This is a genomic window from Streptomyces sp. Wb2n-11, assembly GCF_001049855.1.
GTDB classification, from domain to species: Bacteria; Actinomycetota; Actinomycetes; order Streptomycetales; family Streptomycetaceae; genus Streptomyces; species Streptomyces altiplanensis.
Window position 1 is genome coordinate 65030 of the sequence record NZ_CVPB01000002.1, and the last position, 9938, is coordinate 74967.

At 69.6% G+C, this 9938-nt stretch carries 15 protein-coding genes; 4 read left to right on the forward strand and 11 right to left on the reverse strand.

Features of this window, described 5'->3' with window-relative positions; all coding sequences use genetic code 11:
• Window positions 1–2: 2 nt before the first annotated feature.
• From BN1555_RS41825 to BN1555_RS34915, 8 genes are all read right to left on the reverse strand, one after another.
• A complete protein-coding gene (locus tag BN1555_RS41825) occupies window positions 3–911 on the reverse strand; it encodes a hypothetical protein (protein WP_369689045.1) in 909 nt (302 codons plus the stop codon).
• Window positions 904–1086, reverse strand: a complete 183-nt coding sequence (locus tag BN1555_RS34885) for a hypothetical protein (RefSeq protein WP_093803973.1) — start codon at window positions 1084–1086, stop codon at window positions 904–906. The genes BN1555_RS41825 and BN1555_RS34885 overlap by 8 nt, the downstream gene beginning before the upstream one ends.
• On the reverse strand, window positions 1073–1840 hold the full coding sequence (locus BN1555_RS34890; protein ID WP_093803974.1) for a hypothetical protein: 768 nt from the start codon (window positions 1838–1840) through the stop codon (window positions 1073–1075). Before BN1555_RS34890 ends, BN1555_RS34885 begins: the two co-directional genes overlap by 14 nt.
• A 7-nt stretch (window positions 1841–1847) precedes the next feature.
• Window positions 1848–2630 carry a hypothetical protein gene (locus BN1555_RS34895; protein WP_093803975.1) on the reverse strand — a complete coding sequence of 261 codons (783 nt, stop codon included), beginning with the start codon at window positions 2628–2630 and terminating at the stop codon, window positions 1848–1850.
• Between the two features lie 58 nt (window positions 2631–2688).
• The gene (locus BN1555_RS34900; protein WP_093803977.1) at window positions 2689–3099 is read right to left on the reverse strand and encodes a hypothetical protein; all 411 of its coding nucleotides are present in this window, start codon (window positions 3097–3099) and stop codon (window positions 2689–2691) included.
• Entirely contained in the window at window positions 3096–3512 is a 417-nt protein-coding gene (locus BN1555_RS34905; RefSeq protein WP_093803978.1) for an ASCH domain-containing protein, read from the reverse strand. The genes BN1555_RS34900 and BN1555_RS34905 overlap by 4 nt, the downstream gene beginning before the upstream one ends.
• 258 nt (window positions 3513–3770) lie before the next feature.
• Window positions 3771–4811: a beta-ketoacyl-[acyl-carrier-protein] synthase family protein gene (locus BN1555_RS34910; protein WP_093803980.1), complete on the reverse strand. Its 1041-nt coding sequence runs from the start codon at window positions 4809–4811 to the stop codon at window positions 3771–3773.
• A 257-nt stretch (window positions 4812–5068) separates the two neighbouring features.
• Window positions 5069–5890, reverse strand: coding sequence for an MmyB family transcriptional regulator (locus BN1555_RS34915; RefSeq protein WP_093803981.1), 822 nt, complete (start codon window positions 5888–5890; stop codon window positions 5069–5071).
• Between the two features lie 519 nt (window positions 5891–6409).
• Here BN1555_RS34915 and BN1555_RS34920 point away from each other — a divergent pair.
• Complete coding sequence (locus tag BN1555_RS34920; protein WP_176710335.1) at window positions 6410–6937, forward strand: DUF4145 domain-containing protein; 528 nt, start codon at window positions 6410–6412, stop codon at window positions 6935–6937.
• 12 nt (window positions 6938–6949) lie between these two features.
• Here BN1555_RS34920 and BN1555_RS34925 read toward each other — a convergent pair whose 3' ends face one another.
• On the reverse strand, window positions 6950–7204 hold the full coding sequence (locus tag BN1555_RS34925) for a hypothetical protein (protein ID WP_093803982.1): 255 nt from the start codon (window positions 7202–7204) through the stop codon (window positions 6950–6952).
• A gap of 228 nt (window positions 7205–7432) precedes the next feature.
• On the opposite strand from BN1555_RS34925, the gene BN1555_RS34930 reads away from it, so the two are divergent.
• From BN1555_RS34930 to BN1555_RS34940, 3 genes are all read left to right on the forward strand, one after another.
• Window positions 7433–7852: a hypothetical protein gene (locus BN1555_RS34930; RefSeq protein WP_093803984.1), complete on the forward strand. Its 420-nt coding sequence runs from the start codon at window positions 7433–7435 to the stop codon at window positions 7850–7852.
• A 124-nt stretch (window positions 7853–7976) separates the two neighbouring features.
• Window positions 7977–8498, forward strand: a complete 522-nt coding sequence (locus BN1555_RS34935) for a hypothetical protein (RefSeq protein ID WP_093803985.1) — start codon at window positions 7977–7979, stop codon at window positions 8496–8498.
• Between the two features lie 32 nt (window positions 8499–8530).
• The gene (locus tag BN1555_RS34940; RefSeq protein ID WP_093803986.1) at window positions 8531–8818 is read left to right on the forward strand and encodes a hypothetical protein; all 288 of its coding nucleotides are present in this window, start codon (window positions 8531–8533) and stop codon (window positions 8816–8818) included.
• Between the two features lie 53 nt (window positions 8819–8871).
• On the opposite strand, the gene BN1555_RS34945 is transcribed toward BN1555_RS34940, so the two are convergent.
• Together BN1555_RS34945 and BN1555_RS38635 are read right to left on the reverse strand one after the other, a co-directional pair.
• The gene (locus tag BN1555_RS34945; protein ID WP_141662954.1) at window positions 8872–9462 is read right to left on the reverse strand and encodes a hypothetical protein; all 591 of its coding nucleotides are present in this window, start codon (window positions 9460–9462) and stop codon (window positions 8872–8874) included.
• Window positions 9463–9629: 167 nt separating this feature from the next.
• Window positions 9630–9881 carry a hypothetical protein gene (locus tag BN1555_RS38635; protein ID WP_141662955.1) on the reverse strand — a complete coding sequence of 84 codons (252 nt, stop codon included), beginning with the start codon at window positions 9879–9881 and terminating at the stop codon, window positions 9630–9632.
• Window positions 9882–9938 lie beyond the last annotated feature (57 nt).

Here is a 9938-nt window from a genome sequence, read left to right on the forward strand (position 1 = left end):
GGTCAGCTGGGGCCGGGGCAGAGGAACGGGTACGGCGGGTTGGTGCCGTCGCAGGCCGGGCAGTCTTCGGCGTTCCCGCCGACGTGGGCGGGGGTCTCCCTGTCCTGGATTTCCACGACGCCGTTGGGGTGTCCGAGCTGGGCGAGCTTGAAGAGGGCCTCGTCCCGCTGGCGTTCCGCACGAACGGCCCGCTCGGACAGTTCGCGGGCCTGGACGTGGTCGTAGCGGCCGGTGTGCCCGCGGTACAGCTCCTCCCAGGCCCGCTGGAGGTCCCGGAAGCGCTGGCGGATCTCTTCGGGGTCGTGTTCGGCGCGGAGTTCGGCGTTCTCCTGCTCGAGGCGCCGCATGTCCTCGGCGGTCCACTTGGCCTGCCTCTCCTTGCCCCTGTCCCAGCCGCGGCGGAACGCGGCCCGGCGCTCCTCCCGGGGCGCCGCCTGGATGTACGGGAGGAGGGCGTGGGCGGCGTCCATGTGCTTGCGGGCGTCTTCAGGGCTCTCCTGGAGCGTCTCGTCGTAGCCCACGCCGTACGTGTAGGCGTGGCACAGCTCCTCGGCAAGCTCGAGGAGGCGCTGCTCCTTGGTGCGCTCCGGGGCGTCGTCCTCGGGCGGCTGGCCTGCTGCCTGTCGGCGCAGTCGGCTGAACTCGGCCAGGAGCGCCTCGGACTCCTTCGGGTTCTGGGACTGGGCGGCGCGGGCCTCAAGGTCGGCAAGGTGGGCTTCCAGGCCGGGGGTGCGGGCGATGGCGTACTGGGTCTCCCACAGGCGCATGAACGCGGGAACGGCGGCGAGGTCGAACGCGTCCCCGATCGTGCGGTGCCAGTGTGCTTCGAAGTCGGGTAGCAGGTGCGGGGCGTGTTCCTGGATGGCGAGGCGCAGGGCTTTGGGGGTGCGGTCGGGCGGCTGCTCACTCATGGGGGGCCTCGGTCCTGTTCGAGGGTGGAATGGGCCGGCCCTCGTCGAACAGGGCGCCCTGCTGCCAGGTGAGGTTGAGCGGCAGGGCGGCCTGTCCGGCCAGGGGTTCGGGTGTGGGGGTGGTGAGCTGCTCCTTGAGGGTGCGGAGCCGGGCCCGGGTCTCAGGCGTCGTCACCCGCAGTCCCCAGGTTGCCGACGACAAGGCGGAGCCGTGCCCGTTGCGGCACCGGGTCCTGTCCAGGGATGGGCCAGTCGTCTGCTCGGACGCCGTACACGGCAGGTGGTTCCCACGTTGGGTTGTGGGTGGCCCACCGGTAGAGCTCGGTCCATTCGGATTCGAAGTACGACGGCAGGAGACCACCGCGGTTCGGGACCGGCGGGGGTGCGGCCGCGTTCTGTTCGGCGATTTGCGCAGCGACGCGCTTCAGGTGGTCTTGATGCCGGGTGCAGAACCAGTGATTGGTGTGCCATCCGGTGACCGGGTCCTTCTCCACGACCATGTCGTGGGTCTTCTCTCCGCAGATCTTCATCTTGTTGCGGAAGTCGTCCGGGCCGTTGGGGTGTACGCGAACACGGGGGCCGCGGCACCTCTGATCCAGGACGTTGCTGCGTGACCACCGCCCGGGCGGCTCGTAGCGGGGGACGTCCTGCCGGACGCAGCTGCGCAGGTCGTCCCAGCCGCGGACGGAACTCCCGATGGCGTTGCAGATGGCCCGCCACACGGTGGTCTCTTCGTCCAGAGCGGCCATGGTGACGGCGTAGGCGGTGGCGAGGAGGAGTTGCCGGGCCTGAGTGTCGGCTCGTTCGTCTTGGTAGATGCGGTGGGCGATCTCGGCGAACTTGCTGCCGTCTCCGCCGCCGGTGCGCTTCGGCCGGCGCTTCTTCACCGGGGCCTGGTGCACGTGGGCCAGGTGCAGGGCTGCTCCCATGCGTTACTCAGCTCCTCTCGGCCGGGGCGGCCTTCGCTTCGGGATCGGAGATGGCGTCGAGGGTGGGGCACGGGTGCGGGATGAAGGCCACCCATTCCTCGTCCCGGGGGCCGGTGGAGCGGCGTACGGAGCATGCGGAGCACCAGGTCTGGCCAAGGTGCTGGACGGGCTGGTGCAGGGCGGTGACCTGGTCCAGCTTGGTGCGGAGGCGGTCGAGTTCGGGCTGGACGATGGCCATGGCCTCGTCGGCGGCCGCCTGGGAGTCCTCGGGGTGGCCGTCGTTCTCGAAGCGCAGGTAGTAGGCGCCGACGATGCGCTGCCACAGGTCGTCCCGCAGGTCTTCGGGGAGCGGCTTCGGGGAGCACAGGGTGCCGAGCGCCTGGGCGACGTCGGCTGTGCGGATCGTGTCGGGCAGGTTCACCAGCCACGCGTGGGCGGTCTGCTTGACCTGCCGGATGAGCTGCCGGATCGCGGCCGCGTACTGGGCCCGCTCGAAGGCCAGGCGGTGCTGCTCGTCCTCGGTGGGCTGCGTCTCGGTGCTGATGGCCGGGTACAGGTCGGGGAACGCCATGCACTCGCCGACGACTTCGGCGAGGACGTGACTGTCCTTGGGGTGCGGCTCGCCCTTCGGGTGCGTCTTGCCGCGGACGTAGCCCATGACGGCGGCGTCCTTGATCAGGGCTCGCTCCCAGTCGGTGTACGAGGCCAGCTTGGCGGCGAGAGTGTTGGCGCGCCGGTCGTCTTGCCGTTCCAGGTAGGCGACCAGTTCCGCGGGGAGGGCGTTCGTCATGGGGTCGGCTCCTTGCGTGCTGCGCGTCGTACGGCGGTGGCGATGCTCGGGCCTGCCATCAGAATCGCCACCAGCCGTCGTAGCCGTCGGGTACGGCCGGGAAGCTGGCGAGCATCGGCTCCAGCACGGTCATGTCGAGCGCCATGCGGAAGGGCTCTTGTGCACCCCAGTAGCGCTCGCCGTCCCAGCGCGCATGGCAGTCGCCGCCGTAGCGGCCATCCAGGTCTGCGTTGAGCACGGCCACCGGGTCGCTGGCGTCCAACGGCTCAGTCAGATAGTGGCGCCACAACTTGAGCGAGCCCATGCATGCCCGGGTGATTCCTGCCTTGCGCCGAAACCAAAGGGCGTCCGCCGATCCGCTGAACGAGTAGCGGCCGGAATCGCCGTGCTTCTGGCCCGAGCCGGACAGGGTCGAGAGATCGATGGCATAGGGCTTGTTGGAGATCAGGAAGCGGTCTTCGCGGATCATCGGGTCGGCTCCTGCTCGAGCTGCTGGTGGATGGCGTGCAGGACGTCGGCGGGCGGTGTCCAGAAGCTGAGCGCTCCCTTGCACGGGACGGGGACGGCCAGGGCGGTCACGTTGTCGAGGGTCCAGTGGTAGGCGTTCTCGAATCCCCAGGGGCCGCAGCATTGGCCGTCGTCGGACCAGTGGCAGTCGGTGAGGGTGGCGGTGCCGATGATCGCGCCGTACACGCCGAGGTTCGGGCCGTAGATGGTGGCGTTCGGGTCGAGCTGGGCGCCGGCGTGGATGAGGATGCGTGCGCCGTGCTGCTTGGCGGGGAGTTTCCAGGTGCGGTTCTCGACCCGCTTCGTCAGGTGGACAATAGCGCCGGCCCAGGGTTGACGGATCGTGAGGGCGCGTGGTTTGTCTGTGGTGGGCATGGGGCGGCTCCTTTCGGAGCTCCATGGTGGGGTGGATGTGGGGTGGGGGTTGCCCCCGGTGGCCCATCATCGCAGTAAGTTACTACGTACGCAATAATTTACCCGTCGCGGTGTTGTCATTCCGTGACCGCCAACTCCCCCTGGACGTCGTTGGGCAGGGCGAAGTACACGAGACCCCTAGGCGCATCCCGTCCCGCGCCTGGGGGTCTTTCCATGCCGCGTGCCGTGCGGGGCCGTGCGGCGCTGCTGGGGGGTTGGTCAGGCGCACCAGGTCGTACGCAGGGCCGCGGTGGTGAAGCCTGGGCCGAAGGCAACGGCGATGCCGCGGGACTGGTCGGCGGGCGGGTCGGTGTGGGTGCGGTCCAGGACGCGGAGCATGCTGACCCCGCCCAGGTTGCCCTCGTCGGTGAGGGTGTCGATGCTGTGGCGGGTGTCGTGGTCGTCCATGCCCAGGCCTGCGGCGACGGCGTTGATGATGGGCCGGGATCCGGGGTGGATGAGGGTGTAGTCGAGGGCGTGGGGGCCGGCCCAGCCGGTGAGGTGGGGCAGGACGTCGGCGGGGGCGTTCAGGGCGGCTTTGGTGGAGTCGAAATGGAGGCCGGTGGGGTCGAGGCGTCCGGTGTAGCGCTCGGTGGAGGCGGGGAGGAGGTACTCCCAGGTGTCGTCGATGCGCAGCCCGGGTTCGAGGGGTTCGCTGGTGACGAGGCAGGCGCCGGCGCTGTCCCCGAACAAGGCTTTGTAGATCATGCTCTCGATGGTGTTGTCCGCGTGGTTGTAGACCGCGGATATGACTTCGGAGACCACGACGAGGACGGTGGTGCCGGGGCGGGCGGTGACCATTTCGGCAGCGCGGATGAGGGCCTGGGTGCCGCCGGCGCAGGCCAGGGTGGTCAGGCCGAGGCGCCGGGTGGTGGGGGCGAGGCCGAGGGATTCGGTGAGGAGGATTTCCAGGCCGGGGACACCCCAGCTGGTGGAGTGGCTGGTGATGATGGCGTCTACGTCGTGGGGGAAGAGGCCGGCGGCGTCGAGGGCACGCTGGGCGGCGTCGTGGGCCATGGCGACCGCGTCGGCCCGGGCGGTGGTGATGCGTTCTTCGAGGGGGGCGGTGCCGGAGATGGTGGCGGCATCCAGGGGCTGGGTGAAGTACCTCGTGTTGACGCCGCATCCGGCGACGACGCGCAGGATCGCGTTGAGCCGGGGGTGGTCGGGGTGGTGGGCGGCGATGTCGTCGAGGATCTGCCCGGTGGTGATTTTGTGGGCAGGGAGGTGGATTTGAGGGCGTGTGACGTAGGCAGGCACGATTGGTCTCCCACAGCTCGGAACGGGGGCGCAGGGGGTGCGGCTTAACCTACGTTGGCTTGATCGTGTTGTTCCCCTGTGCGGGAAAGAACGGCGGCCCCTTCCCTGGTGCGGGAGGGGCCGTGGGGGGTGCCGTTGCGGTTGGTGCGGTGGTGGCGCGTTCGTAACGCCAGGGTTCGCCTCCGCGGCGCCGGGGTTGCCGGGTTAGTGGAGGTGCCGTTAACGAGCGGCGAACCAGGTGACAAGCAACCCGCCAGTTAGTGGGCGCGCAGGACCGGGGGGCGCAGGTGCAGGCGCTGCTCCCCGGCCCGGAATATGAGGATGATCAGGCGGGAGCCGGGGGCGGCCATGGGCTGCGCCGCGCACATCGTGACCCAGCCGGGCCCTTTGCGGGCGTGGTAGAGGGGGCGTTCGTCGCCGTCGGGGTGGATGTAGGGGACCCCGGACTCGTAGATTTTCCGGGTTACCGGGTCGGCCAGGACGTCGGCTTCGATGCCGTGGAGGATCGGGTCGTCGGGCCGGGCGGCGATGGCCGCACGCAGCTGGGGCAGGACGAACGGCGCCCAGGCGTGCTCCCAGTCCAGGAGGATCTGGCGGGCCTCGGAGGACAGGAGCATCCACCTCATGGTGTTCTGCGGGACCACCCCGCTGGGGAACATCTGCTGGCAGGGCGCGTTGTGGGCGACGACCTCCCAGGAGCAGTCCGTGACGTACGCCATGTCGACCATGCCGTCGAGGGCCCGCTGCCACGCCCCGGGGACCTCTTTGCCGGAGCGGGGGTACAGGGGTCCGGGCGGGTCGCCCTTGCCGGCGTACCGGTACAGGGACACCCAGTCCTGTTCGTCGAGGCCGTACAGGAGTGCCACGTCCCGCAGTACCTGGTCGGGTGGGTTTTTCCAGCGGCCGTTCTCGAGGCGGTAGCAGGAGCCGGGTGAGCGGTTGATGAGCTGGTCGACCTGGTGCTGGGAGAGGCCGGGGGTGCGTCGTCCGCGCTGATCCGCGCGGACAAAGCCGTAGTGCTCGGGGTTGATGAGGCCGCGTCGGCCTTCCAGCAAGTCCTTAAGCGCCTGCTTATCCACGAAAAAGTTCTCCTTGGCGCGGTAAGGGGGGTTCCCTAAGTGTATTTGTTCGTACCGTTTTTAGGAGTAAAAACCAGCAGAACATACAAGTCGTTTGGTAGGGCATCCTGGTGTTCGTGGGGCGCTGGCCTGCCGGTACGGGGGCAGTAAGGGTCCCCTGCATTACCGGAGCGAAGGTCTGCCAAGACGCCCCAAAAGGGCATTTTCGCTTCCTGCTTGACATTGCATGACCGCACGGTTCACCGGGCGGGGAGGGTCAGGAACGTCCGGCCGCAATTCACATCGTGGTGGGTGCGGATTTCGCAGCGGGCCGGTACGTGGCAGCCTCTCCCCGCCGAACCCGCGGCCAACCAATTTCATACCCCATGGACTAGTCCAATGGCGTCTGCCCCCAGCTGCCACTGGACAGCGCGCAGGCCCCGACCCCCATCGCAGCGGGGGCGGGGCCTGTGTCGTGGGCCGACAACAGGGTCAGCGAATCCGGTCTCCGTGAGCCCGCTCGCCCGACAGACTGCGGCCATGAACGACCCGATCCCGCACCTGCCATGGCCCACCCCGGACCCCAGGGCCCGCCACTGGGCCAGTACCTACGCGGACATGCACACCATCGTCGAGGACCTCGTCATCCCCGGGGGAGCCCCACCGGCGGCGGTCAGCGTGATGACCACCGCTCGCGAGCTGATCCGCCACAGCTACTACCGGCACGAGTTCACCAACGTGGCCGTGGCCGTTTCCATCATTTCCCTGGAAGCTGCGCTCGTCGACCGGTATGGCAAGAAGGCCCTGGTCCGCCTCATAGACGAGGCTGCGGCTGAGGGGCTGATCGACGAAGAGCAGCGCGACTTGCTCCACACCGGCCGTGAGATCCGTAACCGCTTTGCGCACGGCAAGACCACGGGCGCGGCCCTCACGCCGCCGATGGCAGTGGGCATGGTGCAGACGTCGCTGAGGATCCTCATGGTGCTGTCCGACCCGCCGGCCCCGGCCGTGGAGCACACCCCGCCCGGGCCCGCGGCGGCCGCCCTCGGCGTTGTCGACTCACCGTAGACGCGCACCGGGTCAACTGGCGCTCCCGCTGTCGGCCTCGCGCGCGACCTCCAGGCGCCGGCGCAGCATCCGCAGGTCCATTCCCGCCCCGACGGCCGCCTGGACCTCGCTCGTCGTCAGCGGCCTCGGCGTGCTGCCTGTCCAGGCCCGTACGGCACCGGCCATGCACCCCTCGCACAGTGCCAACGGCTGGCGTGACCCGAGGTCGCGGACCGTGTCGTGCTGCTGCCCGCACTCGTCACATGTCTGGAGCTCCCCCATGCCCATGGTTGAAGGGTGAACGCGGAGCCGTGTGCGGGCCAGAGCGCGAACCAGCCGCGCCGGGCGAGGAGTTGGCGGACCAAGGTGCCGTGAGACGCCACAGGGGCCGTACAGGGCCGCCGTGGGGCCATGCGGCGGCATCCTCGCTACTGAGTGAGCGTGTCGGCCGGTGGTGGGGCCGCGAGGCGGGGGACAGTGGTCGGAGTCCAACTGCACGACCGACGGAGTCAACCCATGAGCCTTGGCGTCTACACAACCTCGGAGAAGCTCCTTGCCGACGTGACCAGGGGGATCGGCAATGAGCAGATGCTCGCTGCGACCCGGCTGCTCGCTCAGCATGATGACGCCTTCTGGCTCCGTCAGTTCCTGGACGCGGAGGACTTCGCCACCCACAAGCGGTACGAGCGCGCGACGGAGATCCCGGACGTAACCCGCCGCTCGCCGTACCACCTGGGTCCCATCCAGCATCTGCGCTGGGACCAGATCGGCGACCTCCTTCGCGAAGGGCTGCCGACGTCCAGCAGCGCGACGGCCATCCTGGCTGTTGCGGCGTCACTTGTCGGGGAGTACAGCATCAACTTGCGCGACGTCCTGGCCGTGCTTGACGACCACCAGGTGCAGCTCGTCATCGCCGCCATCGCTGCCGCTTCGTGAAAGCCGCACGGGTCACCGCCATGGAGGGGTAGGGCTGCACCGAACTCCACCACCGCGGTGCCGGCCGGGCCTACGCTGAGATCTCCGGGCGGTCCGCGGGCCGTCGCATCCCCGGGGAGGGCACATGGAACCGCGTACGGACACCGCCGCCGAGCACACGCCGAGCTACCCGCCGAAGACCCCGCCTCCGCCGAAGCGGCCCCTTTCCCCGCCCAGGCCGACCACGCAGGCCCCACCCACCACCCCACTGGCCACGACCGCGCGGCGTGGGGTGGCGATGCGGAACCGGCGCGGGGTGAACTGGCCGATGGAAGCCGCCCCCTGGACGATCGCGAAAGCCCGGCGCCGGGTACTGGTCCAGCTTCAGGAGTGGGGCCACCGGCCCGACGAGGCTGTTGCCGCCGTCATCACCAAGCTGGTGGGCGGGGTCCTCGAGGACGGCAGCCGCCGCATCAGCGTCCACCTGTCCGACCAGGACGGGCAGGCGTGCATCCTCGCCCTCTCCCACCAGCCCGCCCTGACCGCCGGCCAGCCGCCCGCCGGCGACGACGTCCTGGCCGCGGTCGGCGCCATCCCGATCGTCTCCAGCTGCGGCACCGACACCGCCCCCGACGGCCGCCGCCTGTGGGCCGTCATCGACCTCTGACCCTGGTGAAGAGCAGTGCGACACTCCTGGGCATGACCACCGACCGGCCGAAGAGGCTCACCGAGGCGAAAGCCCGCGCGGTTGCCGACGCCGCCCGCATCGTGAAGGCGCCGTCCTGGTCCACGACGCGGGAGTGGGATGTCGAGGCCGAGGACGGGGCGGTTCTCCTGGTCGTGGTGCCGGCGTACCGGGCAGGGTCCCGCGGTGGGTGGACGTACCGGTTGGAGGCGTCCGCGGCGGCCGGCCGGTGGCCTACCCGGGAAGCGGCCGCCGTTCAGGGGCTGATGGCGTGGATCCGCTGGGTGACCGCACCCCGGTAGCCGCCGCCGGTAGGCCGTCATCAGCCTCTGCCCCGTTCCAGAGCTGGGGCCTGCTAGTCGCTACGCCCCAGGCGTCGCCCTTCAGGGCTCGGAAGTCGGCGGTTCGCCAGCCCACATACAAGATCCAGTTCTCGTTTCGCCACGACCGCGCTACCGGAACGATCCGTGAGCGGGCTCAGCCGCCGTAGCGTCCGCCGTACGCGGCCGGCACGCAGGAGCATGCTCAGGCGCTGGTCCAGGAGGCTCCGCATCCACCAGGTGCCCTCGTCGTCACAGAAGAGGACGGCGGTGGGCCGGCTCCCCTCAGGAGCGACAGCCTCCATGTGCTCGTGGTCGGCGACACCAGGCGCAAGCACTTTGTAGAGCAAGGCCGGCTTGTTCACCGTTCCGGTCTTGCTGTCGGAAGTGAGCAGGTAGACGTGGTAGATCGGGCGTGCGCTGCGGTTATCGACATTGGCCGTCCAGGAGCTGGCCACCATGCCGTATCCGCAGCAGTTACGGCGCCCGTCCCGGCAGCCCACAGCCTCGGCTGCCTCCCGGTCCTCCTTGAGGCGGGAACGCCGGTAGGTGAGATAGCCGACCCCCGCGGTTCCGAAGGTGGCGGCGCCGAACCAGGCGGGGAAGGAGCCCAAGTCGATGGTCATACCGGAAGCCTGACGGAACACGGGCCGGGCCGTACGCGGCTTGAGCGGGTCCTGAGCTTCCCAGGACGGGCCGCCTTCCCCGGCGGCTTCGGTGGACACCGGCACCACCGCGGTGCACACGACAACGCCCCGACCTCACCAAGGCCGGGAGCGTGTCGCTGCTGGCGCTACTCCGTGGTCATCTCGCCCCGCAGAGCCTTGCGGACCTGCTCCGGGCCGAGCCCGATCTGCCGGGTGATGGTCTCCCGGTCCACGCCGTTCGCGTACGCGGCGCGCATCGCGGCGTTCCGGCGGGCGACGTGGGCTTTACGGCGGTGCTTGCCGGCGACGGTGGATTGAAGGAGCCGCGCCCATGCGAGGAGGGCGCGGCCTTTCCAAAGGGTGATCGGGCTGGGTGCGGGTGTGGTCGGTGCGGCCAACAGGTCCCCCTCGATCGGCTGAGTATCCGATCCGACAGTGGGGGCCGCGGCTGGGGC

What these genes read in the sequence shown, in the direction of transcription:
- BN1555_RS41825 (WP_369689045.1), bottom strand. Translation starts at nt 911, where the DNA reads ATGAGTGAGCAGCCGCCCGACCGCACCCCCAAAGCCCTGCGCCTCGCC.
- BN1555_RS34890 (WP_093803974.1), bottom strand. Translation starts at nt 1,840, where the DNA reads ATGGGAGCAGCCCTGCACCTGGCCCACGTGCACCAGGCCCCGGTGAAG.
- BN1555_RS34895 (WP_093803975.1), bottom strand. Translation starts at nt 2,630, where the DNA reads ATGACGAACGCCCTCCCCGCGGAACTGGTCGCCTACCTGGAACGGCAA.
- BN1555_RS34900 (WP_093803977.1), bottom strand. Translation starts at nt 3,099, where the DNA reads ATGATCCGCGAAGACCGCTTCCTGATCTCCAACAAGCCCTATGCCATC.
- BN1555_RS34905 (WP_093803978.1), bottom strand. Translation starts at nt 3,512, where the DNA reads ATGCCCACCACAGACAAACCACGCGCCCTCACGATCCGTCAACCCTGG.
- BN1555_RS34920 (WP_176710335.1), top strand. Translation starts at nt 6,410, where the DNA reads ATGAACGACCCGATCCCGCACCTGCCATGGCCCACCCCGGACCCCAGG.
- BN1555_RS34925 (WP_093803982.1), bottom strand. Translation starts at nt 7,204, where the DNA reads ATGGGCATGGGGGAGCTCCAGACATGTGACGAGTGCGGGCAGCAGCAC.
- BN1555_RS34930 (WP_093803984.1), top strand. Translation starts at nt 7,433, where the DNA reads ATGAGCCTTGGCGTCTACACAACCTCGGAGAAGCTCCTTGCCGACGTG.
- BN1555_RS34935 (WP_093803985.1), top strand. Translation starts at nt 7,977, where the DNA reads ATGGAACCGCGTACGGACACCGCCGCCGAGCACACGCCGAGCTACCCG.
- BN1555_RS34940 (WP_093803986.1), top strand. Translation starts at nt 8,531, where the DNA reads ATGACCACCGACCGGCCGAAGAGGCTCACCGAGGCGAAAGCCCGCGCG.
- BN1555_RS34945 (WP_141662954.1), bottom strand. Translation starts at nt 9,462, where the DNA reads ATGACCATCGACTTGGGCTCCTTCCCCGCCTGGTTCGGCGCCGCCACC.